The 23,594-nt window shown below is 70.8% G+C and carries 23 protein-coding genes; 13 read left to right on the top strand and 10 right to left on the bottom strand.

Features of this window, described 5'->3' with window-relative positions; genetic code table 11:
• The first annotated feature begins 24 nt into the window (after positions 1-24).
• From OH768_RS48795 to OH768_RS48780, 4 genes are all read left to right on the top strand, one after another.
• Complete coding sequence (locus OH768_RS48795) at positions 25-1,515, top strand: APC family permease (protein ID WP_406463603.1); 1,491 nt, start codon at positions 25-27, stop codon at positions 1,513-1,515.
• Positions 1,516-1,535: 20 nt separating this feature from the next.
• Positions 1,536-3,167, top strand: a complete 1,632-nt coding sequence (locus OH768_RS48790; RefSeq protein ID WP_406463602.1) for an amidohydrolase — start codon at positions 1,536-1,538, stop codon at positions 3,165-3,167.
• Between the two features lie 74 nt (positions 3,168-3,241).
• Positions 3,242-3,604: a DUF1304 domain-containing protein gene (locus tag OH768_RS48785; protein ID WP_388106828.1), complete on the top strand. Its 363-nt coding sequence runs from the start codon at positions 3,242-3,244 to the stop codon at positions 3,602-3,604.
• The gene (locus OH768_RS48780; protein WP_406463600.1) at positions 3,601-4,164 is read left to right on the top strand and encodes a TetR/AcrR family transcriptional regulator; all 564 of its coding nucleotides are present in this window, start codon (positions 3,601-3,603) and stop codon (positions 4,162-4,164) included. Before OH768_RS48785 ends, OH768_RS48780 begins: the two co-directional genes overlap by 4 nt.
• A 7-nt stretch (positions 4,165-4,171) precedes the next feature.
• On the opposite strand, the gene OH768_RS48775 is transcribed toward OH768_RS48780, so the two are convergent.
• Both OH768_RS48775 and OH768_RS48770 read right to left on the bottom strand, forming a co-directional pair.
• A complete protein-coding gene (locus OH768_RS48775) occupies positions 4,172-5,002 on the bottom strand; it encodes a hypothetical protein (protein WP_406463598.1) in 831 nt (276 codons plus the stop codon).
• Between the two features lie 59 nt (positions 5,003-5,061).
• Positions 5,062-6,009 (bottom strand): GlxA family transcriptional regulator, encoded by a 948-nt coding sequence (locus OH768_RS48770; protein WP_406463596.1) that lies wholly within the window; start codon positions 6,007-6,009, stop codon positions 5,062-5,064.
• Positions 6,010-6,080: 71 nt separating this feature from the next.
• On the opposite strand from OH768_RS48770, the gene OH768_RS48765 reads away from it, so the two are divergent.
• A complete protein-coding gene (locus tag OH768_RS48765; protein WP_406463594.1) occupies positions 6,081-7,031 on the top strand; it encodes an NADP-dependent oxidoreductase in 951 nt (316 codons plus the stop codon).
• A 1-nt stretch (position 7,032) separates the two neighbouring features.
• Here OH768_RS48765 and OH768_RS48760 read toward each other — a convergent pair whose 3' ends face one another.
• Both OH768_RS48760 and OH768_RS48755 read right to left on the bottom strand, forming a co-directional pair.
• Complete coding sequence (locus tag OH768_RS48760) at positions 7,033-8,139, bottom strand: NAD(P)-dependent alcohol dehydrogenase (RefSeq protein ID WP_406463592.1); 1,107 nt, start codon at positions 8,137-8,139, stop codon at positions 7,033-7,035.
• Between the two features lie 25 nt (positions 8,140-8,164).
• Positions 8,165-9,619, bottom strand: a complete 1,455-nt coding sequence (locus OH768_RS48755; RefSeq protein ID WP_406463590.1) for an aldehyde dehydrogenase family protein — start codon at positions 9,617-9,619, stop codon at positions 8,165-8,167.
• A gap of 115 nt (positions 9,620-9,734) precedes the next feature.
• Between OH768_RS48755 and OH768_RS48750 the strand changes: the two genes are divergently transcribed.
• A complete protein-coding gene (locus OH768_RS48750; protein WP_406463588.1) occupies positions 9,735-10,184 on the top strand; it encodes a MarR family winged helix-turn-helix transcriptional regulator in 450 nt (149 codons plus the stop codon).
• 156 nt (positions 10,185-10,340) lie between these two features.
• On the top strand, positions 10,341-10,721 hold the full coding sequence (locus OH768_RS48745; protein WP_406463586.1) for an anti-sigma factor antagonist: 381 nt from the start codon (positions 10,341-10,343) through the stop codon (positions 10,719-10,721).
• A 9-nt stretch (positions 10,722-10,730) separates the two neighbouring features.
• Here OH768_RS48745 and tuf read toward each other — a convergent pair whose 3' ends face one another.
• Positions 10,731-11,924 (bottom strand): elongation factor Tu, encoded by a 1,194-nt coding sequence (gene tuf, locus OH768_RS48740; protein WP_406463585.1) that lies wholly within the window; start codon positions 11,922-11,924, stop codon positions 10,731-10,733.
• A gap of 55 nt (positions 11,925-11,979) precedes the next feature.
• Complete coding sequence (locus OH768_RS48735; RefSeq protein WP_406463583.1) at positions 11,980-12,933, bottom strand: ribose-phosphate diphosphokinase; 954 nt, start codon at positions 12,931-12,933, stop codon at positions 11,980-11,982.
• A gap of 195 nt (positions 12,934-13,128) precedes the next feature.
• On the opposite strand from OH768_RS48735, the gene otr(A) reads away from it, so the two are divergent.
• The 4 genes from otr(A) (at position 13,129) to OH768_RS48715 (ending at position 18,061) form a co-directional block, all read left to right on the top strand.
• Positions 13,129-14,988 (top strand): tetracycline resistance ribosomal protection protein Otr(A), encoded by a 1,860-nt coding sequence (gene otr(A) / locus OH768_RS48730; protein ID WP_406463581.1) that lies wholly within the window; start codon positions 13,129-13,131, stop codon positions 14,986-14,988.
• Between the two features lie 256 nt (positions 14,989-15,244).
• Entirely contained in the window at positions 15,245-15,907 is a 663-nt protein-coding gene (locus OH768_RS48725; protein WP_406463580.1) for a DUF4230 domain-containing protein, read from the top strand.
• A 132-nt stretch (positions 15,908-16,039) separates the two neighbouring features.
• Entirely contained in the window at positions 16,040-16,666 is a 627-nt protein-coding gene (locus OH768_RS48720; protein WP_406463578.1) for a VanZ family protein, read from the top strand.
• Positions 16,667-16,819: 153 nt separating this feature from the next.
• Positions 16,820-18,061, top strand: a complete 1,242-nt coding sequence (locus OH768_RS48715; RefSeq protein ID WP_406463577.1) for a ricin-type beta-trefoil lectin domain protein — start codon at positions 16,820-16,822, stop codon at positions 18,059-18,061.
• An 11-nt stretch (positions 18,062-18,072) separates the two neighbouring features.
• Here OH768_RS48715 and OH768_RS48710 read toward each other — a convergent pair whose 3' ends face one another.
• Entirely contained in the window at positions 18,073-18,309 is a 237-nt protein-coding gene (locus tag OH768_RS48710; RefSeq protein WP_406463575.1) for a hypothetical protein, read from the bottom strand.
• A 79-nt stretch (positions 18,310-18,388) separates the two neighbouring features.
• On the opposite strand from OH768_RS48710, the gene OH768_RS48705 reads away from it, so the two are divergent.
• Entirely contained in the window at positions 18,389-19,411 is a 1,023-nt protein-coding gene (locus OH768_RS48705) for a PHP domain-containing protein (RefSeq protein WP_406463573.1), read from the top strand.
• Positions 19,412-19,703: 292 nt separating this feature from the next.
• Positions 19,704-20,666, top strand: coding sequence for an SDR family NAD(P)-dependent oxidoreductase (locus OH768_RS48700; protein ID WP_406463571.1), 963 nt, complete (start codon positions 19,704-19,706; stop codon positions 20,664-20,666).
• A gap of 15 nt (positions 20,667-20,681) precedes the next feature.
• On the opposite strand, the gene OH768_RS48695 is transcribed toward OH768_RS48700, so the two are convergent.
• The 3 genes from OH768_RS48695 to OH768_RS48685 form a co-directional block, all read right to left on the bottom strand.
• A complete protein-coding gene (locus OH768_RS48695; RefSeq protein ID WP_406463570.1) occupies positions 20,682-21,338 on the bottom strand; it encodes a M15 family metallopeptidase in 657 nt (218 codons plus the stop codon).
• A gap of 7 nt (positions 21,339-21,345) precedes the next feature.
• Entirely contained in the window at positions 21,346-22,173 is an 828-nt protein-coding gene (locus tag OH768_RS48690; protein WP_406463568.1) for an alpha/beta fold hydrolase, read from the bottom strand.
• Between the two features lie 110 nt (positions 22,174-22,283).
• Positions 22,284-23,573 carry an ROK family protein gene (locus tag OH768_RS48685; protein ID WP_406463567.1) on the bottom strand — a complete coding sequence of 430 codons (1,290 nt, stop codon included), beginning with the start codon at positions 23,571-23,573 and terminating at the stop codon, positions 22,284-22,286.
• Between the last annotated feature and the right edge of the window lie 21 nt (positions 23,574-23,594).

Here is a 23,594-nt window from a genome sequence, read left to right as displayed (position 1 = left end):
CCCGGTGCGAGCGGAGAGCACGCCATGATCGACACGCCACCCCCGTCGGGGCCCGCACTGCGCAAATCCCTCGGTCTGCTGGACGGCGTCGCCATCGCCGCGTCCAGCACCGCCGCGACCACCAGCATCGGCATCGGTCTGGGTGTGACCGCCGGCGTGGTCGGGCTGCACCTGCCGGCCGTCATGCTGCTGGCGTTCCTGCCGATCCTGGGCATCGCGGGCGCCTACTCCCGGCTGAACAAGGTCGAGCCGAACGCGGGCAACGGCTATGTGTGGGTGGGCCGTTCACTCACTCCGTGGCTCGGCTTCCTGGTCGGCTGGGTGAACATCGTGGCGACGATCGCGTTCCTCGCGTACACCACGGCGGTCACCGGCTCGGCCATGATCCAGCTCGCCGGGGAGGCCGGACTGCACCGGCTGGCCGGCCTCGCCCTCGACCCCGGCTCGACGGCGCAGACGACGGCCGTCGGCATCGTCGTCCTGATCGCCGTCACCCTGACCGCGGTCACCGGCGTCCGCACCGCCGCTCGCCTCCAGACCGGACTGCTGGTCTTCGAGTACGTCGTCCTGCTCGGCTTCTGCGGCTACGGCATCGTCACCGGCCCGCACTCCTTCAGCCTGAGCTGGTTCGACCCGTTCGCGATCCCCTCGGCGTCGGCGCTGGCTCAGGGGCTGCTTCTCTCGGTGTTCTGCTACTGGGGATTCGAGGCCGCGTTCACCGTGAACGAGGAGGTGCGCGACCCGCGTGACGCGTCCCGGGCCGGGCTGATCACCCTGGTGACGATGCTGGGACTGTTCCTGCTCGGCTCGATCGCCTTCCAACGGGTGCTGTCCGAGGGCGAGTTGGCGGGCCACGGCGCCCAGGGCCTGGCGTACTTCGGCGACCGGCTCGCCTCCCGGCCGCTGGCCGCGCTACCGCTGGTGGCCCTGATGTTCTCGGCGGTCGCCTCGCTCCAGGCGGGCGTGATCCCCACCGCACGGGGCATGTTCGCGATGAGCCGCGACCGCACGCTCGGCCCGGTCTGGTCCAAGGTCAGCGCACGCTACGGCACTCCGGCCCTCGGCACCCTGCTGATCGGCGCGCTGGCGACGGCGGTTGCCGCACTGGCGCTGGTGATCCCCCGCCTCGCCGACATGATCATGGCGACGGTGAACGCCGTGGGCATCGTCGTCGCCCTCTCCTACGCCCTCACCGCCCTCGCCGCCGCCGTGCGCTTCCGCTCTCTCCTCCGCGAGAACCGGCGGCAGGGAATCCGCGCGGTGGTGCTGCCCACGCTGAGCGCCCTGGCCCTGCTGGGGCTCGGCGGCTACCTCGCCTGGTCCTTCTACACCTCCACCGACCACCTCGAAGTCAGCGCGGACAACGGCTGGTTCCTGCTGCTGACCCCGGCCGTGATGATCGCGTCGGGTTTCGTGGCCGCCGCCTGGGCGAAGTGGATACGCAGGTCGCCCTACTTCCAGTCCGGGGAGGGTACCGACGCCGACGCCCCGCAACTGCTCGCCACCTCTTCATGACGCCCGCAAGGAAACGGACCATGCACGCAGACCTCCTCTTCACCAACGGCCCCGTCCTCACCCCCGAGGGCCGCACGGCGACCGCCGTGGCCGTCACCGGCGACCGCATCACGGCCGTAGGACATGCCGAGGTGCGCGACCTCGCCGGGCCGGGCACTCAAGTCGTCGATCTGGCGGGGCGGTTGCTGCTGCCCGGGTTCCAGGACGCGCATGTGCATCCGGTGCCGGCGGGGCTTGAGCTGACCCAGTGCGATCTGACGGGGACCAAGACCGCCGCGGACACGCTCGCCACCGTGCGCGCCTACGCGGACGCGCACCCGGAGCGGGAGTGGATCACCGGGGGCGGGTGGTCGATGGAGGCGTTCGAGGGCGGTACGCCGACGAAGGAGCTGCTGGACTCGGTCGTACCGGACCGGCCGGTCTATCTGCCCAACCGGGACCATCACGGCGCGTGGGTCAACAGCCGGGCCCTGGAGCTGGCGGGCATCACACGGGACGCGCCCGATCCGGCGGACGGGCGGATCGAGCGGAACGCGTCGGGCGAACCGGCCGGGACCCTCCAGGAGGGGGCGATGCAGCTGGTCGGCAGGCTCACCCCGCCGACCACCCCGGCCGACCGGCTGGCCGCGCTGCTGCACGCCCAGCGGCATCTGCACGCGCTCGGCATCACGGCCTGGCAGGACGCGATCGTCGGGAAGTTCGCGGGGATGGACGATCCGTCGGACGCGTATCTGACCGCCGCCCGCGACGGCTCGCTCACCGCGCGCGTGGTCGGCGCGCTGTGGTGGGACCGGGAGCGCGGCGCCGAGCAGATCTCCGAACTCGCCGAGCGGCGGGCCGCGTTGAGCCATGGCCGGTTCCACGCGGGCAGTGTGAAGCTGATGCTGGACGGGGTCGCCGAGACCGGTACCGCCGCCCTGCTCGATCCCTACCTCGACAAGTGCGGCTGCGCCACGGGCAATCGGGGCACCAGCTTCATCGACCCGGACCAACTGCCCAAGTACGTCACCGAGTTGGACGCGCTCGGGTTCCAGTGCCACTTCCACGCGCTGGGCGACCGGGCCGTGCGGAACGCGCTGGACGCGGTCGAAGCGGCGCGGGAGGCGAACGGTCCGACTGACACCCGGCCGCATCTGGCGCACCTTCAGGTCGTGCACCCGGAGGACGTGGCGCGGTTCGCGCGGCTCGGCGCGGTCGCGAACATCCAGCCGCTGTGGGCGGCGCACGAACCGCAGATGGACGAGCTGACGATTCCGTTCCTCGGACCGGAACGGGCCCTGTGGCAGTACCCGTTCGGGGCGCTGCTGCGGTCCGGCGCCACCCTCGCGGCGGGCAGCGACTGGCCGGTCAGCAGTCCCGATCCGCTGCAGGGCATCCATGTCGCGGTCAACCGGGTCGAACCCGCAAGCGCCGGGCCGGTGTTCCTGCCCGGCGAGCGCATCGGGCTCGCCGAAGCGCTCACGGCGTACACCGCGGGTTCGGCGTACGCGAACCATCTGGACGACACCGGTCGGGTGGCGGCGGGCGCGCTGGCGGATCTGGTGGTCCTGGACCGTGATCCGTTCGCCGCTCCGCCGGAGGAGATCGCGGAGACGCGGGTGGCGCGCACCTATGTGGGAGGGGCGGAGGTGTACGCGGCCGACGGGGCCTGACCGGACTGGTCGTTCATGGACAGGTGTCCAGCTATAGTGGACACCTGTCCAATATGACGAGGAGTCGGCTGATCGTGGAAACGCTCGCGAACGTGCTGGTGGGCCTGGTGGCCGCGCTGCATCTGTACATCCTGGTGCTGGAGATGTTCCTGTGGCAGAAGAAGCCCGGGCGCGGCCTGCACGGCTTCGATCCCGAAATGGCAAGAGCCACCGCGCCGTTGGCCGCCAACCAGGGGCTGTACAACGGCTTCCTCGCCGCGGGTCTGATCTGGGGCCTGATCGCCGCCGACCCGACCGGCTTCCGCGCCCAGGTGTTCTTCCTGAGCTGTGTAGTGGTCGCGGGTGTCTACGGCACGGTGACGGCGAACCGGCGCATCCTGTTCGCGCAGGCGCTGCCCGGTGCGCTGGCCCTGGCTGCCGTGCTCATCGCCCGGTGAGCCGCGCCGAGCCCGAGGACCCGCGGGCCGCCCGCACCCGGGCACGGCTGCGCCGGGCCCTCCTCGACGAGTGCGCCGCACACCCCCTGGAGGAGGTCGGCGTCGCCGCCCTGGTGCGCCGGGCCGGGGTCGGCCGGGCCACGTTCTACGTCCACTACGACGGCCTGGAGGCGCTCGCGGTCGACGCCTGCGCGGACGTCGTACGGGACGCGGTGGAGGCACTGCACGCCTGGCGCGGGCGGCCCGACCCGGTGCACGCGCCGCCCGCGCTGCCGGAGTTCTTCGCCGGGCTGCTCCCCCACGCGGCCCTGTACCGCACCCTGTTGAGCCCGGGCGGGGGTGGTCCGCTCGGCCGGGTGCTGCACCGGGACCTGCGCGCCTACAGCCTCCGTGAGCGCGAACTCGCGGGCGCGGCGGACGCCCCGCTGGTCGCCTCGGCCGTCGCCGGGACCTTCGGCGGGGTCCTGGCCGACTGGCTGCACGGGCTGTTGGAGGGCACGCCGGAGGAAATCGCCGACCAGGTATGGCAGTTGCTGGTCGCCCTGCACATGAGCAGGTGAGGGACGCTCAGGCGCAGCCCTGACCGTGCTTGACCAGGGGCCACGCCTCCACGCCGTCGGGCGTGCGGACATACGCCTTCGACGCGTCGGCCGTGAGCCACAACTGCCAGTCGTGGTAGCGGTATCCGGTGTCGCGGGCGTTCGCCGGCATGCGGACGTCACCGTCGTAGGGGGCGGTGAGCATCTCGGACGGAAGCACCTTGTCCGGGTCGCGGGCGTACAACCTGCCCTTCTCGTCGTCGCCGGTCTGCAGGAAGTGCGCCTTCTGCCAGTCGCAGTGCGCGGCCCCGACCGAGCTGCTCACCACCGTGGTCGCCACGCGACGGCCGTCCCGGTCGGTCCAGATCTCGTATCCGCGCGCCTCGGCGAAGCCCGCCGGGAGTTCGGCCGGATCGCAGGAGGCACTGCTCTCCGGGCCCCAACCCGGCCTGTTCTTACCGTCCTTGGCGACGACGACCGCGACTTTCGTACGACCGCCGACGTCGTAGGAGAACAGGACGCGCCCGTCCGACCTGCGCTCGACGCGGTAGCCCGTGCGCGGCACGTCCGGTTGCTCCATGGTGAAGTACGCCCGCAAGCCACCCTCGGGAGTCTTGCCGCCGTCGCCCTCGCTCCAGGCGTCGGCGCCGCCGCTCTCGTACATCGTCCCGTCGCACTCCAGCGCCCGGCCGGCGGCACCCGACTTGTCGGAGCCGGTGGCCGGTACGTACAGCGGTCCCTTGTAAGGCGTGGCCGGCGGGGTGCCCGCGACCACGACGTCCTTCCCGTCCCCGCCGTCACCGCACCCCACCGCCGTCACGGCCAGCAGCACGGCGACCGCCGTGAGCCCTCTGCGCATGACCTACCCCCTCGTGTGTCGTTCCTACGACGCACGGGCGGGCCGAAACGTTGGGGGGTTCAGCGGGCTTCCTGGAACGTACGCCGGTAGGCCTGCGGGGAGACCCCGATCGCCGCGTGCAGATGCTGGCGCAGGGACGCGCCGGTCGCGAAGCCGACGCGGCCGGCGATCTGGTCGACCGACAGGTCGCTGGCCTCCAGGAGGTCGCGGGCGCGGGCGACCCGCTGCTGGATCAGCCAGCGGCCGGGGCTGAGGCCGACCTCGTCGTTGAAACGGCGGGCGAAGGTGCGCAGGCTCATGCCGGCGTGGCGGGCCAGGTCGTTCAGCGCGAGGGGCTCGGCGAGGCGGGTCAGGGCCCAGTCGCGGGTGGCGGCCGTGCTGGTGGCGCCGCAGTCCGGGACCGGCTGCTGGATGAACTGGGCCTGGCCTCCGTCGCGGAACGGCGGGACGACACAGCGGCGGGCGACCGTGTTGGCGAGTTCGCTGCCGTGGTCCGTGCGCACGATGTGCAGGCAGATGTCGACTCCGGAGGCCGCGCCCGCGGAGGTGAGGATCCGGCCGTCCTGCACGAAGAGCACGTCCGGGTCCAGGTCGACGTGCGGATACAGGACCCGGAAGCGGTCCACGACCTGCCAGTGGGTGGTGGCGCGGCGGCCGTCGAGGAGTCCGGCGGCGGCGAGCACGAAGGCGGCCGTGCAGATCGACACGATCCGCGCTTCCGGGCGGATCCGGGCGAGGGCGTCGGCGATCTCGGCGGGCAGCCCCTCGGGGATGCGCGGGGTCGCCATGGAGGCGACCACGACCGTGTCCGCCGTTTCGAGGATCTCCGGTCCGTGCTCCACCGCGACCGAGAAGTCGGCGCTGGTGCGCACCGGGCGGCCGTCGACCGTGCAGGTCAGCACCTCGTAGCGGCCGTCGGCGGCGCCGAAGATGCGGCTGGGGATGCCCAGCTCGAAGGGGTAGACGCCGTCGAGCGCCAGGACCACGACCCGTTCCACATGCTGCATGGCACGATTCTATCGAAGGTTGGCCATCGTGCCATTTTCTTGTTGTGCGGGACCCGGCAGGCTCAATGAACATGAGCACTGTGAACACCATGCGCGTCATCACCCAGCACGTCCTCGGCGGTCCCGAGGTCCTCGAAGTCGCCGAGGTCGAGCGGCCCGCGCCGCGCGCCAACGAGATCCTGATCAAGGTGCGGGCCGCCGGACTCAACCCCACCGACTGGAAGCACCGGAAGACCGGCGGATTCCTCGGCGAGCCCCCGTTCGTCCTCGGCTGGGACGTCTCCGGCGTCGTCGAGGCCGTCGGTGTCGGTGTCGCCCGCTTCAAGGCCGGCGACGAGGTCTTCGGGATGCTGTCCTACCCGTGGGGCCACGGCTCGCACGCCGAGTACGTCGCCGCCCCGGCCCGCGGCTTCGTCCACAAGCCGGCCGCGGTCGACCACGTCCAGGCGGGCGCGCTGCCCCTGGTCGCGCTGACCGCGTGGCAGGCGCTGGTGGAGAACGCGGACGTCCAGCCGGGCCAGCGGGTGCTGGTCCACGCGGCGGCCGGCGGGGTCGGGCATGTGGCCGTGCAGATCGTGAAGGCGCGCGGCGCGTATGTGATCGGTACGGCGAGCGCGGGCAAGCACGACTTCCTGCGCGAGCTCGGCGTCGACGAGGCGATCGACTACAAGGAGACCGACTTCGCCGAGGCCGTCAAGGACGTCGATGTCGTCCTGGACACGGTCGGCGGCGAGACCGCGCTCAAGTCGCTGCGGGTGCTGCGACCGGGCGGCGTCGTGGTGTCGATCATTCCGATCGGCACGGCGGAGTTCCCGGAGGAGGCCGAGCGGCTCGGCGTCCGGGCGGTCCGGATGCTCGTCGACGCGGACCGCGCCGACATGGAGGCCATCGCGGAGCTCGTCGCGGCGGGCAAGCTGCGCGCGACGATCGCCGGGGCGTTCCCGCTGGCCGAGGCCGCCGAGGCACACAGGCTCGGCGGCACCGGCCGGACTTCGGGCAAGCTGGTGCTGACGGTCGACTGAATCAGAACGTGAGCACCGGCTTGATCGCCTTGCCCGCGCTCATGTCCCGTACCGCCCGGTCGATGTCCGTGAACGGATAGGTGCTGATCAGGCGGTGCAGCGGGAGCCGCCCCTCCTTCACCAGCTGCACGAGGGCGGGGATGAAACTCTGTGTCTCGCTGTCGCCGAGGGTGAGGCCCTCGATGCGCTTCCCGGGGATCAACCCGTTGACGTCCAGGGCGACTTCACTGCCGAACGGCGGCGCTCCTACGACGACCAGGGTGCCCCGGGCGGCGAGCGCGTCGGCGCCCTGGCGGAGCACGGCGACACTGCCGGTGGTCTCGACGATGCCGTCGGCGCCCTGTCCGTCGGTCAGTACCGCGAGGGTCTCGCCGAGGTCGGCCTCACCGGCGTTGACGGTGTGGGTGGCGCCCAACTCCTTTGCCAGCAGGAGGCGTTCGGCGACCTTGTCGACGGCGATGATACGGGTGGCGGGGGTGAGGGCGGCGGCCATCACGGCGGACAGGCCGACCGCCCCGGCACCGAGCACCACGACCGTGTCACCGAGCCGGGGCTTGAGGACGTTCCAGACGGCACCGACTCCCGTCTGAACTCCGCAGCCCAGCGGGGCGATCGACTCCAGCGGCACGTCCGGGTCGACCTTCACGAGGCTGCGCTCGTCGACCAACGCCCGCTCCGCGAACGACGATTGGCCGAAGAAGTGACCGCCGAGAGGCTGACCGTCCCGGCTGATGGTGCTGCTGCCGTCGGCGCGGCGACCGCCGATGAGGTTCAGCGGCAGCCAGGTCGCGCAGTAGGCGGGGTGCCCGCCCTGGCAGTTGCGGCAGTCGCCGCAGGATGTGAAGGACAGCACGACATGGTCGCCGGGTGCGACACCGGTGACGGCGGAGCCGACCTCCTCGACGACACCGGCACCCTCGTGACCGAGAACTCCGGGGAGCGGGAAGGGCAGTCCGCCGCTCGCCACTCCAAGGTCGGTGTGGCACAGGCCTGTTGCGACGACACGGACGAGTGCCTCGTGCGGGCCCGGCTCGGCCAACTCGACTGTGCCGAGGGTGAACGGTGCGCCGCCCGACTCGACGACGGCCGCGCGCGTGGTGGTGGACATCGTACGAACTCCTTGGTGGGCGTGGTCAGTCGAGCGAGACGACGACGGACTTGGTCCGGGTGTAGGCGGCGAGGCCCTCGGGGCCGTACTCGCGGCCGAAGCCGGAGTCCTTGACGCCGCCGAAGGGGACGTTAGGGTCGAGCATCGCCCAGTCGTTGACCCAGACGATGCCCGCCTGGAGCCGGTCCGCGATGCGGTGGGCGCGGGCGAGGTTGCCGGTCTGTACGCCCGAAGCCAGGCCGTAGGGCGTGGAGTTGGCGAGTTCGACGGCCTCGTCCTCGGTGTCGAAGGGCTGCACGGTGAGGACCGGGCCGAAGATCTCCTCCTGGATCACCCGGGAGTCGTTCGCGAGGTCGGCGATGACGGTGGGCTTGTAGTAGTAGCCGCCGTCGAGGTCGAGGCGTTCGCCGCCGCAGACGATGCGGGCGCCCTCCTTGCGGGCGAGGTCGACGTACTCCTCGACCTTGCGCAGGTGCTTCTCCCCCGCCATCGGGCCGACGACGGTCTCGGGCAGCCGGGGGTCGCCGAGTGGTACGCCGGGGACGGCGTCGGCGAGGATGTTGAGAAGGGTGCTGTAGACGGGGCGGGCGACCAGCAGGCGGGGACCGCCCATGCAGAACTGGCCGGTGTTGAAGACGAAGCCCTTGATGACCGCGCCGACGGCCTTCTCCAGGTCGGCGTCCTCGAAGACGATGTGGGCCGCGTTGCCGCCGAGTTCCATGGTGACGGGCTTGAGATTCTCGCCGGCGACGCTCGCGGCGTGCCGGCCGACGGCGGTGGAGCCGGTGAAGGCGATCTTGTCGACGCCCGCGTGCCGCAGGAGGGCCTCTCCGGCGACCGGTCCGGTGCCGGTGACGACGTTGACGACGCCGTCCGGGACACCGGCCCGCTGGAGCAGTCCGGCCATGTAGAGGGCGCTGAGCGGGGTCTCGTCGGCGGGCTTGTGGACCACGGTGTTGCCGGCCGCGAGGGCGGGGGCGAGCTTCGAACCGGCAAGGATCAGGGGGAAGTTGAAGGGGGTGATCGCGGCGACCACGCCGAGCGGCTCGCGCTTGGTGTAGGCGAGGGCGTTGAGCGGGGTGTCGCGGGTCGAGCCGTCCAGGGAGTGGGCGAGGGCGGCGTAGTGCTCGTAGTCGTTGGCCGCGTTGGTGATGTCGACGGCGCGGCACAGAGTGATGGGCTTGCCTACGTCGAGGCTCTCCAACTGCGCGAGTTCGTCTGCGTTCTCGCGGATGAGCTCGGCGACGCGGTGCAGGATCCGGCCGCGTTCGCGACCGCTGAGCCCGGACCAGCGTCCGCTGTCGAAGGCCTCGCGGGCGGCGCGGACGGCCGCGTCCACGTCGGCGGGGCCGGCCTCGGCGACCGTGGTGACGATCCGGCCCCGGGACGGGTCGACCACCTCGGTGCGCGCTCCGTCGGCGGCCTCGCGCCACTGCCCCCCGACGAACAGGCGGCCGGGTTCGATCTCGAAGGCGGTCATCGCCACTCCTCAGCATCGTTGCCAAGATTTCAACCAACAGGATTCCTGTTGGTTGCTCGTCTGGTCCGCAGTCTCATTACAGACAGGTTTCCTGTCAATGCTCTAGGGTGAATCCATGGCTGAATCCCTGGTTGGCGCCCACGCGACGAAGGCACCCCCGTCCCTGCTGTACATGGTCAAGCAGGTGGAGCTGGTGGTCCGCTCCCGCCTGGACGAGCTGGTCAGGCCATATGGGATCACCGCACTCCAGTACACCGCGCTCACGGTCCTGGAGCGACACGACGGCCTGTCGGCGGCGCAGCTGGCCCGCGATTCCTTCGTCACCGCGCAGTCCATCGCCGATCTGGTGCGCTCACTGGAGGGCCGCGGGCTGATCCGCCGCGAGCGCAATCCGCGCAACCGGCGCGAGCTGCTGATCCTGCTGACCGGCGAGGGGCGCGAGCTGCTGGCGGGCTGCGCGGAGCCGGTGCGGGAGCTGGAGGAGCGAATGGTGCGCGAGCTCACAGCGCACCAGAGCGAGCAGTTCCGCCAGGCACTTTCCAAGGCCTGGCACGCGCTGTCGTAGGCCCGCCCCGAACATCTCAGAAAGCTCTGGCTCGATTCGAAGACATATGTCAATCGAACATGCTCAAATTCACTCCATCGAGGGTAACTTGCAGGGCGGGGAACGGTTTTGTGCTCAACCCCGCTTCACCGAGGGCCGGTTGGAGGGGATGTGGTCGTGCAGCAGGAACCCGCGCCGCTCACCCGGCATCTGCGGATCCACCAGGACCGTGGGTTCACGGTCCTGGAGTTCCGCGGGGAGATCGACATCGTCGCGGCGATGGAGATCCTCCCGTCCCTGGACCGGGTGACGGGGCGGCCGGGTGCGCGGATCATGATCGACCTGAGGCAGATCGAGTTCTTCGACTGCTCGGGGCTGCGCCTGCTGTACCGGGCACGGCAGCGGCTGCTGGAGCGGGACGGCAGGCTGCATCTCGTCTGCACCCACCCGCTGACCCTGCGCATCCTGCGGGTCACCGGCCTGAGCCGGCTGCTGCCGCCGCAGCCGACGCTGGACGCGGCCCTGGGGCAGCCCGAGGCCACGTCCGGCACGTTGTGATCACAGTGGTTATTTGAGGATCTTGGTGACCTGACCGGCGCCCACCGTCCGGCCGCCCTCACGGATCGCGAACTTCAACCCTTCCTCCATCGCGATGGGTTGGATCAGCTCGACGTGCATGGTCGTGTTGTCGCCCGGCATGACCATCTCGGTGCCCTTCGGCAGGGTCACCACACCCGTCACGTCCGTCGTGCGGAAGTAGAACTGCGGCCGGTAGTTGTGGAAGAAGGGCGTGTGCCGGCCGCCCTCGTCCTTGGACAGGATGTAGGCGCGGGCCTCGAACTCCACGTGCGGGGTGACCGATCCGGGCTGGATGACGACCTGGCCGCGCTCCACGTCCTCGCGCTTCACCCCACGCAGCAGCAGTCCGACGTTCTCGCCGGCCCGGCCCTCGTCGAGGAGTTTGCGGAACATCTCGATGCCGGTGACGGTCGTCTTGGTCTTCTGTTCGTGGATGCCGATGATCTCCACCTCGTTGTTGACCTTCAGCACCCCGCGCTCGATCCGGCCGGTGACGACCGTGCCGCGCCCGGTGATGGTGAAGACGTCCTCGATCGGCAGCAGGAACGGCCGGTCCACGTCCCGCACCGGCTGGGGCACGAACTCGTCTACGGCGTCGAGGAGTTCGAGCACCGAGGCGGTCCACTCCGGGTCCCCTTCGAGGGCCTTCAGCGCGGACACCTTGACCACCGGGAGGTCGTCGCCGGGGAACTCGTACTCGGTGAGCAGCTCGCGCACCTCCAGCTCGACCAGTTCCAGGATCTCCTCGTCGTCGACCATGTCCGTCTTGTTGAGGGCGACGACGATGTACGGCACACCGACCTGCCGGGCCAGCAGCACGTGTTCCTTGGTCTGCGGCATGGGTCCGTCGGTGGCCGCGACGACCAGGATCGCGCCGTCCATCTGGGCGGCGCCGGTGATCATGTTCTTGATGTAGTCGGCGTGCCCGGGGCAGTCGACGTGCGCGTAGTGCCGGCGTTCGGTCTGGTACTCGACATGGGCGATCGAGATCGTGATGCCGCGCTGCCGTTCCTCGGGCGCCTTGTCGATCTGGTCGAACGGTGTGAAGGGGTTGAGGTCGGGGAACCGGTCGTGCAGCACCTTCGTGATGGCCGCTGTGAGGGTGGTCTTGCCGTGGTCGATGTGACCGATGGTGCCGACGTTCACATGGGGTTTGGTCCGCTCGAACTTCGCCTTCGCCACGGCGAGTCCTCCTGATCACCTCGGTGCTGCCGAGCGTTGCTCCGTCCCCTCATGTCTATTCGTTCGGCGGCGCGTCGAACAGGGCGCTGACGGACTCACCGTTGTGAATGCGGCGTACGGCCTCGGCGAGCGCCGGGGCGATGGACAGGATGCGCAGCTTCTCGGTGCGCTCCTCCTCGGGCACCGGCACCGTGTTGGTGCAGACGATCTCCAGTACGTCGGGCTGCTCGCCGATCCGCTTCAGCGCGCCGGACGCGAACAGGCCGTGCGTACAGGCCACCCGGATCGAGCGCGGCCCCAACTCCCGCAGCCGGTCCAGGAGTTCGAGCACGGTGCTGCCCTTGGCGATCTCGTCGTCCAGGACGATCACGTCCCGGTCGGCGATTTCACCGATGACGGAGCTGATGACGACCCGGTCGTCCGCGTAGCGCTGCTTGGCACCGGCCGCCACCTGGGCGCCGATCAGCCGGGCGAACGCGGCGGCCTCCTTGGCGTTGCCGAGGTCCGGGGAGACGACGGTGGTGCGGGAGAGGTCGTACTGCCGGAAGTGCGCGGCGAGTTCGCGCAGCGCGTGCAGATGGTCGACCGGCACCGAGAAGAAGCCGTGCACCTGCGGCGAGTGCAGGGTCATGGCCAGGACCCGGCTCGCGCCCGCCGCCACCATCAGGTCGGCGACCAGCCGTCCGCCGAGCGAGATGCGCGGGGCGTCCTTCTTGTCGGAGCGGGCGTAGGAGTAGTGCGGCATGACGACGGTGATCCGCCCGGCGGAGGCGCCGCGCGCCGCGTCGCACATCAACAGCAGCTCCACCAGGTTCTCCTGGACCGGCTTGACCAGCGGCTGGATCAGGAAGACGTCCCGTTCCCGGCAGTTGGCCTGGAGCTGGACTTCCAGACAGTCGTTTGCGAACCGGCTGACCCGGGTCGGGCTGAGCGGTACACCGAGATGCGCGCAGACCTCCTTCGCCAACTCGGGGTGGGCACTCCCGCTGAACACGGCGATGTCTCGCACGATCTGCTCCTCGCATGATCATTCCCGGCCGTGCCTCATGCTACTGACCGCGAAAACCGGTTGCGGACGCCCGGCCGTCGCACGTCATGATGACGATGTCCGTGCCCTCTCCCGTCAGGAACCCTCACATGCGCCGACTCCTCGGAATCCACCAGCCTTCCCACTGGACGACGGTTCTCGAGGACTCGACCACGCATGCACACCCTGAACATCGGAATTCTGGCCCACGTCGACGCCGGTAAGACCAGCCTCACCGAGCGGCTGCTGTTCGACCACGGCGCGATCGACCGGCTCGGCAGCGTCGACACCGGTGACACCCGTACGGACGACGGCACGATCGAGCGAGAGCGCGGGATCACCATCCGCTCGGCCGTCGCCGCGTTCACGTCCGGCGACACCCAGATCAACCTGATCGACACACCCGGCCACGCGGACTTCATCGCCGAGGTCGAGCGCGCCCTGGAAGTCCTCGACGGCGCGGTGCTGCTGCTGTCCGCCGTGGAGGGCGTCCAGGCGCAGACCCGCGTCCTGCTGCGGACCCTGCGGCGGCTACGGCTGCCCACGCTCGTCTTCGTGAACAAGATCGACCGGGCGGGTGCCCGCGCGGACGACCTCGTTGTGGACATCCGTCGCCGGCTGACCCCGCACGTCGTACCGCTGACGGACGTGACGGGCCTCGGCACGCCCGGCGCCCGCGTACTGCGCCGCCCGCCCGGCGACCCCGACCTGGCCGAGGCACTGGCCGACGTCGACCCGTCCGTCCTCGCGGCGGTCGTCGACGGCCCCCACCCCACACCGGACGACCTGAGCAATGCCCTCGCCACCCGCACCGCCGACGGCTCCATCCACCCGCTCCTGTTCGGCTCGGCCCTCGGCGGCGAGGGAATCCCCGAACTCGTCGCGCGACTGGTCCAGTTGATCCCGCCCGCAGGGGCCGGCCCGGGCACCCCTCGGGGCACCGTGTTCGCGGTACGCCCCGGTCCCGGCCGCGAACGGACGGCGTATCTGCGGCTCTACGACGGTGAGGTGGCCCCGCAGCAGCGGCTCACGTTCCGCCGGCACGGGGCGGACGGCCGGGCCGTCGAGGTCTCCGGACGGGTCACGCGTCTCGACGTGATCGGCCGGTCCGGCCCGCTGACCGCCGGGAACATCGGCGCGCTGACCGGCCCGAAGAACATCCGGGTCGGCGACCGGCTCGGTGAACTCACCGAGCGGGCACCGCAGTTCGCGCCGCCGACGCTGGAGACGGTCGTACGGGCCCGGTGTCCCGAACAGGCGGCGGCGCTGCGCTCGGCGCTGCTGGCGCTGGCCGACCAGGACCCGCTGCTGCACGCGCGGCCGACCGGCTCCGGGGAGACCGTGCTGCTCCTGTACGGCGAGGTCCAGAAGGAGGTCCTGGCGGCGACCCTCGTCCAGGACTTCGGCGTCGGGGCCGACTTCGAGCCGAGCCGGGTGCGGTTCCTGGAACGCCCGGCCGGGACCGGCGAAGCCTGCGACGAACTGCCGTGGCACGACGGCACCCGCTACTGGGCGACGATCGGGCTGCGCGTCGAACCGGGAGCGCGCGGCTCCGGCGGGGTCTTCGCGTACGAGACCGAACTCGGCGCGCTCCCCCGCGCGTTCCACCAGGCGGTCGAGGACACGGTCCACACGACCCTGCTCAGCGGGCTGCACGGCGCGCCCGTGACGGACTACCGGGTCACGCTCACCCGGTCCGGCTTCGTCGGCCCGCTCAGCACGGCGGCCCACTTCCGGGGCCTCACCCCGATCGTGCTGCGCCGGGCGCTGCGGCTGGCGGGGACGCGGCTGTACGAGCCCTATGTCGCGTTCGAGACGGAGGTCCCGCAGGACGCGCTCGCACCGGTGACCTCACAACTCGCGTCCTGTCGCGCCGAGTTCACGGGGACGACCGGGGGCGCCGGCTCCTGGCTGATCACCGGTGAGCTGCCGGCCCGGCGGGTGCGGGACGTGGAGTCGGCCCTGCCCGGGCTCACGCACGGTGAGGGGGTGTGGTGGTCGCGGCCGTCCGGTGACCGTGAACTGCGGTCGCGCTGAGGCGTGTTCGGGGCGTCCGCGGCCAGTGTCACGACATGGAGCGGACCGTGCTCCGGATAGGTCACGAGACGCATGGGGTGAGGCGGCCGGGAAATGCTGTCTGCGCGGTCGACCAGGGCTCCTGGCGCGCCGGAACAGTCACTTTTCCCGCTTGTGCGCCCTCCGTGCCCCCGCCAGCGCGCCCGTTCCGCCAACGGGTCGGTCTGACAGGGCATTTGGGGGGCATGCGGATACCGAGGAAGGGAGGGCCGTCCCCATGACGACTTCCACCAGCCGTATACCCCGGCGGATGCCGGGCTGGGCGAAGGTGCTCACCGCCGTCGTCGTTGTGATCGCCGTGCTGTTCGCCGGGCTCCGGCTTGCCGTGCTGCCGGGGCTGCGGGACATCTTCGGCACCGAGACCCACGACCGTTCGGGTCCGGCCTTGCTCAAGTCCATCCAGGACATGAGCCGTTACGACGCGGCCTCCGGCAACTTCCAGGTCGTCGTGGATCTGGAGAAGGACGCCAAGTTCCTGCCCCAGGCGATCCGCGGCACCCGCACGCTGTACGTCGGCGCGGGCACCGTGGAGGGCTATGTCGACCTGGGCAAGCTCGGCAAGCAGGACGTGACCGTCAACGGCGACCGCACGTCGGCCAGCATCAAGCTGCCACACGCGACGCTCGGCAAGCCGGCGCTGGACCCGGACCACTCGTACACGGTCTCCAAGCAGCGCGGTCTGCTGGACCGCCTGGGCGACATCTTCTCCGACAACCCCAACAGCGAGCAGGCCGTGCAGAAGCTCGCCTCCAAGCACATCGCCGAGGCGGCGAAGACCAGCGGTCTGACCACCCGCGCCGAGACCAACACCACCAACATGCTCAAGGGCCTGCTCGGCTCGCTGGGCTTCACGACCGTGACCATCTCGTACGCGTCCTGAGCAGCCGCCGGAAACCCGTGTGCGGGCACGTCCGCCGCACCCGGGTTCCGTCCGCCCGCCACGGCATCCTCCGCCGAATCGGGGGTAACCGCCTTGCGAGACAGGGCAGTTGAAGACCGGAGGACCTCACGCATGGGCCGTACCGCCGCACGTCTGCGCCGCGCCAGGACCGAGCCCAAGACCGAGGCCGGGCCGAAAGCGGCCCGCGCCCCGCGCCGGACGAAGCCCGCACCTCCCCAGCGCTACCAACTCCCCCTCCCGCTCCGCCTGTTGTCGATGCTGCTCGGCTTCGCCCTCATGGTGGCGTTCGCCGTCGTACTGGCCAGGCTGACCCTGGAGCCGTCCCCCGCGTCGAAGGCGCTCGTGCACACCAATCTGCACCCCGGCCGCTCCCTGAAGGCCTATCTCGACCAGCCGGCCATGCGCGACGCCATCAAGCAGATCGGCGGGAACGTGGTGCTCGGCATCCCGTTCGGGGTGCTGGTGCCGGTGTTCGCGCCACGGGCACGCGGCATCCTGAAGGTGCTGCTGCTGACGGCGGCCGTGATGCTCCTGGTGGAGTTCGCGCAGGGCGCGCTGATCACCGGGCGGGCCTTCGACATCGACGACGTCATCCTCAACACCACCGGCGCGCTGATCGGTTGGGTCCTGCTGGGGCGCCGGCTCGGCCGGGCGGTACACGCGCGGAAGCCCGCCGCGAAGGCGGCAAGGACATCAAAGGCAGCGAAGGCGTCCAAAGCGCCGAAGGCCGCTTCGTAACGATCAACTACTGGCCCGTAACATTCAACTACTGGTCCGTACCAAGGTATTGACGCTCCCCTTATCTCACTTCTTAAATCAAGAGGCGACGCTTTCACCCCCCACCTCAGTCGGCGTGTCGGTCCCCACGTCCGCCGCACAGAAGGGAATTCCGTGGCTTCCCCACGATTCCTCCGCAGATGTCTTTTCGCCGCCCTGTCCGCCGCACTGGTCGCGTCCGCCGCGATCGGCCCGGCGCAGGCGGCCTCCACGTCGGACGCGCAGGCCGACGCCGTCACGTTCTCCGACACCTTCGACGGAGCGGCCGGCAGTGCCGTCAACTCCTCGAAGTGGACGCAGGAGACCGGCGACAACGTCAACAACCACGAGCGCGAGTACTACACGTCCGGCACCAACAACGCGGCCCTGGACGGCCAGGGCCACCTGGTGATCACGGCCAAGAAGGAGAACCCCGCCAACTACCAGTGCTGGTACGGCACTTGCCAGTACACCTCGGCCCGGATGAACACCTCCGGGAAGTTCAGCGCGCAGTACGGTCATGTCGAGGCCCGGATGAAGATCCCGCGCGGGCAGGGCATGTGGCCCGCGTTCTGGATGCTCGGCACCGACATCGGCTCGGTCGGCTGGCCCAACTCGGGTGAGATCGACGTCATGGAGAACGTCGGCTACGAGCCCTCCACGATCCACGGCACCATCCACGGTCCCGGCTACTCCGGCGCCAACGGGATCGGCGCCGCCTACACGCTGGCGAACGGCGCGGCCTTCGCGGACGCCTTCCACACGTTCGCCGTCGACTGGGCGCCCAACTCGATCAAGTGGTCGGTCGACGGTGTCGTCTACCAGACCCGTACGCCCGCCGACGTGGGCGGCAACACCTGGGCGTTCAACAAGCCGTTCTTCCTGATCCTCAACCTGGCGGTCGGCGGCGACTGGCCGGGCGACCCGAACAGCGCCACGGCCTTCCCGGCCCAGCTGGTGGTGGACTCGGTGTCGGTCACCACGAGCGACACGGCCACCGGGGTGGCCATCAAGGGCCTCGCCGGCAAGTGCGTCGACGTCAACGGGGCGAGCTCCGCCAACGGAACCGCCATACAGCTCTACGACTGCAACGGCTCCGCCGCCCAGCAGTGGACCGTGGGCTCCGACGGCACGATCCGCGCCCTCGGCAAGTGCCTGGACGTGAACGCCGGCGGCACCGCGGACGGCACCAAGGTCCAGCTCTACGACTGCAACGGCTCCGCCGCCCAGCAGTGGGCCGTCAGCTCGGCGAACGACATCGTCAACCCGCAGGCCAACAAGTGCCTGGACGTCACCGGCAACAACTCGGCCAACGGCACCCCGCTGCAGATCTGGACCTGCTCCGGCGGCGCCAACCAGAAGTGGACGGTCGGCTGATTCCGTAGGGGCTAGTGCGGCAACCAGGTGAACTTGTCCCCGCCGACCCAGCGGACCACGTCCGGGTCGTCCAGGTCGCGGACCGTGATGCCGCACACGGCCGCGACCTCCAGGACGTCGATGATCCCGGTGGCCTCGCAGACCATCTCCCCGTCGATCTTCACGATGCGGAACGGCGGGGTACCGGGCTGCACCTTGAGCACCATGATCCGCGGGGTCGAGATGTGCGGGCTGGCGATTTCGGTCATGCAATAGAGCCTAGAACGCATCACGCGGTCGCGAGTGGTCCACGGTGCCCTGCCGGGGGCCCTCGCGGGAGGAGGCTCGATGGATCCCGTGCAGGCACTGGACCGGATCGCCTTCCTGCTGGAACGTTCCCTGGCCCCGACCTACCGCGTACGCGCCTTCCGTACGGCGGCCAGGGTCCTGGCGGCGCTCCCCGAGGGCGAGGTCGCCGAACGCGCGGCGGCCGGGACGCTGGAGTCCCTCAAGGGCATCGGCCCGAAGACCGCGCAGGTGGCCCGCGAGGCCCTGGACGGACAGGTCCCCGCCTATCTGGAGCAACTGGAGGCCGAGGCCCCCGCCCCGGCCGGTCCCGGCGGCGAAGAGCTGCGGGCCCTGCTGCGCGGGGACTGCCACCTCCACTCCGACTGGTCGGACGGCGGCAGCCCGATCGAGGAGATGGGCCGTACGGCGGCCCGGCTCGGCCACGAGTGGACCGTACTGACCGACCACTCGCCCCGGCTGACCGTGGCCCGCGGACTGTCCCCCGAGCGGCTGCGCGAACAGCTGGACGTGGTAGCCACGCTGAACGAGACGTGGGCGCCCTTCCGGCTGCTCACCGGAATCGAGTGCGACATCCTCGACGACGGTTCGCTGGACCAGGAACCGGAACTGCTGGAGCGGCTCGACGTGGTGGTGGTCTCCGTGCACTCCAAGCTGCGCATGGAGGCCCGCGCCATGACCCGCCGCATGGTGGCCGCCGTACGGAATCCGCACGCGGACATCCTCGGGCACTGCACCGGTCGGCTGCTCATCGGGCGGGACGGGGGTGCCGCGCGGCCGGAGTCGGAGTTCGACGCGGACGAGGTGTTCGCCGCGTGTGCCGAGTCGGGCACGGCCGTGGAGATCAACAGCCGTCCGGAGCGGCTCGACCCGCCGAGGCGGCTGCTGCGGAAGGCCGTCGACGCGGGCGTGCTGTTCTCGGTCGACACCGACGCGCACGCGCCCGGTCAGCTCGACTGGCAGATCAACGGCTGCGCGCGGGCGGAGGAGTGCGGGGTGCCCGCCGAACGGGTGGTGACGACCTGGTCCGCGGACGAGCTACTGGACTGGACCACTGGCAAGTGATGCACATCACCGCGTACGGCGGACCACGCAGGAACACCCATCGGTAGTTCGCCGTTGAACAGACCGTGGGTGCGGAGGGAACAGTGTCCCCGGGCCTCAACCTCCGCCCACCGGGAAGATCGTTCGGCTGAAGCCCTGTGGAGCCTTTCGCCGCGAGGCGACCGCCTTCCGTGCCCACCATTTGGCCGCCCCGGCCGTGATTCCCCCGTCGCGGTCGGGGCTTCCCCATGTCCGGGTGCGCGCGGCTTCTCCGCTTGACTTCGAGCGCACTTCAATTCGTAGCGTTCCAGGTATGACCACTGCACAGCACAAGATCGGTTCTGGATTCGACGCGAAGAGCACCGCCGACGACGTCCTGGAGGGCCTCGACCTCGGCGGGAAGCTCGCGATCCTCACCGGCGGCTACTCGGGCCTCGGCCTGGAGGCCGCCCGCGCGCTCACCAAGGCGGGCGCCCGGGTGGTCGTCCCCGCGCGCCGCCCCGACGCCGCCCGCGAGGCCGTGGCCGGTCTGCCCGGCGTCGAGGTGGACGAGCTGGACCTCGCCGACCTGGAGAGCGTGCGCGGCTTCGCCGAGCGGTTCCTCGCCTCCGGCCGGACCGTCGACTACATGATCGACAACGCCGGGATCATGGCCTGCCCGGAGACCCGGGTCGGGCCCGGCTGGGAGGCGCAGTTCGCCACCAACCACCTCGGCCACTTCGCCCTCGTCAACCGCCTGTGGCCGGCCATCGAGCCGGGCGGCGCCCGCGTGGTCTCGGTGTCCTCGCGCGCCCACCACTTCTCCGGGATGCGCTGGGACGACGTCCAGTGGAGCCACGGCTACGACAAGTGGGAGGCGTACGGCCAGGCCAAGACCGCGAACGTCCTGTTCGCCGTCCACCTCGACAGGCTCGCCGCCGACCGCGGCGTCCGGGCCTTCTCGCTCCACCCCGGCGGCATCATCACCCCGCTGCAGCGCCACCTCCCCAAGGCGGAGATGGTCGAGCGCGGCTGGATCGACGAGCAGGGCAACGTGCTGAAGCCCGAGGGCTTCAAGACCCCGGAGCAGGGCGCGGCCACCGAGGTCTGGGCGGCGACCTCGCCCCAGCTGGCCGACATGGGCGGCGTCTACCTGGAGGACTGCGACATCGCCGAACCCGCCACAGACGGCGACGAGCGCGCCGGCGTCAAGTCGTGGGCGACCGACCCCGAGCAGGCGGCACGTCTCTGGAAGCTGTCCGCCGACCTAACCGGTGTGAACGCCTTTGCCAGTTAGTGCCGAGCACAGCTTCTACGAGGGGCCGAGTTCCTCCGGCCCGTACAAGGCAGCGGGCGCACCCGTCGCCAGCGCCCAGTAGCGATCCCCGTACGACCAGTGCCACCACTCCGTCGGATAGTTGACCAGGCCGACCGCGCCGAGCACCTCACCCAGCACGGCACGGTTGGCCCGGGCCCCGCCGGTGATGTTCTCGGCATCGGTGTAGCAGGCTCCGTCACTCTGCTCCGGGTTGGCGTTCATCGGGGTACCCAGGTCGAGTTCGCACCCGTCGACGCCGGCGAGAGTCAGGTCGACGGCCGCACCGGCGGTGTGCGGGGCGATCTCGGGCGGCGACACATAACGGCTGGCCGCGGACCGGATCCGCTCGGCGGGCCAGTCCGGGTTGGCGACGCGCAACTCGTCGCCGTAGCCCTCGAAGTAGCGGCGCTGGAGCGCCGGCGGCCGGTATCCCTCCACGAACAGCAGACGCAGGCCGTCGGGCAACAGCGCCTCCGCTTCGACGAGCCGGTCCAACACGCCCCGGCGCAAGTGGAGTTCGGCGCCGCCGGAGTCCTTGTTCTTGCGGACGTCGACCAGCAGTACGCCGCTCACGTCGACCAGGGGCTCCCCGCACTCCTCGACGGGGACGGCGGCGACCCGGGCGTCGGACATCAGAATGATCTCGCGCATGGGGTGATCATCCCGCGAACTCGCGCAGATCCGCGTTGAGTTGATCGGCGTGGGTGACGAACAGGCCGTGGCCGGCGTCGTCGTAGACCTTCAGCGTGGCGTCGGGAACGAGCCGGGCCGCGCGGTGGGCGGTCAGTTCCAGGGGGGCCGAGGTGTCGTGCGTGCCGTGCACGACGAGCAGTGGCACGTCGAGTTTCGGCAGTTCGGGGGCGACGTCCACGATCGCGACCAGCGCCTGGACGGCGGCCGTCGAGCGGGCGGTCGAGATCAGGGCGCGATCGACGACGTACTGCCGGTAGGACGTGGAGACGTCGTTGCCGGGTCGGTCGACGGCGAAGAAGGCGTCGACTCCGGCCGCGAAGAACGCCGCCCGGTCGCGCCGGCACTGCTCGTTGACCCCGCGTACGAGGTCCGGGTCCAGGCCGTCGGGGTTGTCGGCCAAGCGCACCACGCCCGGGGCGATGCCGCCGACGAAGGCGACCCGGGCCACCCGCCCGGCGCCGTGCCGGGTCAGACAGCGCACGATCTCCACACTCCCCATGGAGTGGCCGACCAGCGTCACTTCGCGCAGGTCGAGCAGTTCCAGGAGGCCGTGCAGGTCGTCGGCGAGGCTGTCCAGGTCGAACCCGCTCCACGTGTCCTCCGACCTGCCGTGCCCGCGCCGGTCGAAGCCGACGCAGCGGTAGCCCTCCGCGGCCAGCGGCAGCATCTGGAACTCCCACATCTCGGTACCGATATAGGCGCTGTTGACAAAGCACAGCACCGGCCCGTCGGCGGGGCCGTAGTCGACGTAATGCAGTCGGGCAGCGTCGACGGGGCTGGCGAAGTACGGCACGGGGAACCTCCCGGAATCCGGTGGCGGGGCGAGCGGGTACGCCCTTCATGGTTCCGGGAGGCCGGGATCGGGTCGATTACCTCCCAAGTCATGCCTCAGTGCGGTGCGCGTCAGTGCGGTGCGCGTTCCTCCAGAGCCGTGCGCCAGGCCGGCGGTGGGCCCTCGGGCTCGGGCTCGGCGCGGCGGCCGCCGCGGGCGAAGAAGTCCGCGAGCGGGAGGATCGCGGCGCCGACGGTGACCGCGTCGGGGCCGAGGAGGCCCAGGTCGATGGTCACGCGTCCGGCGGGGTGGCGCAGCGCGTACGCGGTGGCGTGGTGGCGGACGGCGGGGAGGAAGCGTGAGCCCAGCTGGAGTCCGGCCCAGCCGCCGATGAGGATGCGCTCGGGCTGGAAGAGGTTGATCAGGTCGGAGAGGCCTGCGCCGAGGTATTCGGCGGTCTCCTCCAGGACGGCGAGCGCGACCGGGTCGGCCTCTGCGCCCTCCGCCGGGTAGGCGGCGACCAGCAGCGCGGTCATCGCGGTCTCCTCGTCGGTGCCCTCGGGCGGGCGTCCGCCCTGCTCGCGCCAGCGGTCGAGCAGCGACTCGGCGCCCGCATACGCCTCCAGACAGCCGAGGGCTCCGCAACGGCAGCGGCGGCCGCGGACCCGTACGGTCAGATGTCCCCACTCGACCGCCCGGCCGTTCTCCACCTCGGGGGTCACGAGGCAGGCGCCGACGCCGGAGCCGAAGAGGACGACGATCGCGTTGCGCGCGCCGCGCCCGCCGCCGAACCACATCTCGGCCTGGCCGAGGGTCTTGGCCCCGTTGTCGATGAAGTACGGGACGGCGTCGGGGAGTTGGGAGGTGGAGCGGAGCAGTTCCTCGAGGGGGACCGCGTCCCAGCCGATCGTCTGGCCGTGGACCACCGCGCCGTGGTCCGGGGTGTGCTCGACTATGCCGGGGACGCCGATGCCGACACCGAGGAGCTGTCCGGGTGCGATGTCGGCGGCGGCGAGGACTTCGGCTATGCCGTCGCGGATGTGGCCGACGATGACCTCGACCTCGTACCGCTGCTGCTCCAACGGGCGTTCGGCGCGGGCGAGTTCGGTGAGGGTGAGGTCGAACAGCTCGACCCGGACCCGGGTCTCGCCGACATCGACGCCGATCATGTGGCCGCTGTGCGGGGCGACTCGGAGGAGGGTGCGGGGACGGCCGCCGTCGGAGTCGACGCTGCCGGCCTCCTCGACCAGGCCGTCGGCGACGAGGTCCGCGACGACGTTGCTGACCGAGCCGGAGCTGAGTCCGGTCGCCGGGCCCAGTTCGAAGCGGCTGAGGGGTCCGTCGAAGTACAGCCGTTGCAGCACGGCCGTGCGGTTGGCCCGCCTGAGGTCGCGTACCGTGCGCCCGTTCCGCCCCGCCATGTGGCTCCCTCCGAACCCTGC

The organism is Streptomyces sp. NBC_01622 (genome assembly GCF_045209635.1).
Taxonomy (GTDB): Bacteria; Actinomycetota; Actinomycetes; order Streptomycetales; family Streptomycetaceae; genus Streptomyces.
The sequence above is the reverse complement of the archived record's forward strand: the minus strand, read 5'-3'. Positions and strand labels throughout refer to the sequence as shown.

What these genes read in the sequence shown, in the direction of transcription:
- OH768_RS48795 (WP_406463603.1), top strand. Translation starts at nt 25, where the DNA reads ATGATCGACACGCCACCCCCGTCGGGGCCCGCACTGCGCAAATCCCTC.
- OH768_RS48790 (WP_406463602.1), top strand. Translation starts at nt 1,536, where the DNA reads ATGCACGCAGACCTCCTCTTCACCAACGGCCCCGTCCTCACCCCCGAG.
- OH768_RS48775 (WP_406463598.1), bottom strand. Translation starts at nt 5,002, where the DNA reads ATGCGCAGAGGGCTCACGGCGGTCGCCGTGCTGCTGGCCGTGACGGCG.
- OH768_RS48770 (WP_406463596.1), bottom strand. Translation starts at nt 6,009, where the DNA reads ATGCAGCATGTGGAACGGGTCGTGGTCCTGGCGCTCGACGGCGTCTAC.
- OH768_RS48765 (WP_406463594.1), top strand. Translation starts at nt 6,081, where the DNA reads ATGAGCACTGTGAACACCATGCGCGTCATCACCCAGCACGTCCTCGGC.
- OH768_RS48760 (WP_406463592.1), bottom strand. Translation starts at nt 8,139, where the DNA reads ATGTCCACCACCACGCGCGCGGCCGTCGTCGAGTCGGGCGGCGCACCG.
- OH768_RS48755 (WP_406463590.1), bottom strand. Translation starts at nt 9,619, where the DNA reads ATGACCGCCTTCGAGATCGAACCCGGCCGCCTGTTCGTCGGGGGGCAG.
- OH768_RS48750 (WP_406463588.1), top strand. Translation starts at nt 9,735, where the DNA reads ATGGCTGAATCCCTGGTTGGCGCCCACGCGACGAAGGCACCCCCGTCC.
- OH768_RS48725 (WP_406463580.1), top strand. Translation starts at nt 15,245, where the DNA reads ATGACGACTTCCACCAGCCGTATACCCCGGCGGATGCCGGGCTGGGCG.
- OH768_RS48720 (WP_406463578.1), top strand. Translation starts at nt 16,040, where the DNA reads ATGGGCCGTACCGCCGCACGTCTGCGCCGCGCCAGGACCGAGCCCAAG.
- OH768_RS48710 (WP_406463575.1), bottom strand. Translation starts at nt 18,309, where the DNA reads ATGACCGAAATCGCCAGCCCGCACATCTCGACCCCGCGGATCATGGTG.
- OH768_RS48705 (WP_406463573.1), top strand. Translation starts at nt 18,389, where the DNA reads ATGGATCCCGTGCAGGCACTGGACCGGATCGCCTTCCTGCTGGAACGT.
- OH768_RS48700 (WP_406463571.1), top strand. Translation starts at nt 19,704, where the DNA reads ATGACCACTGCACAGCACAAGATCGGTTCTGGATTCGACGCGAAGAGC.
- OH768_RS48695 (WP_406463570.1), bottom strand. Translation starts at nt 21,338, where the DNA reads ATGCGCGAGATCATTCTGATGTCCGACGCCCGGGTCGCCGCCGTCCCC.
- OH768_RS48685 (WP_406463567.1), bottom strand. Translation starts at nt 23,573, where the DNA reads ATGGCGGGGCGGAACGGGCGCACGGTACGCGACCTCAGGCGGGCCAAC.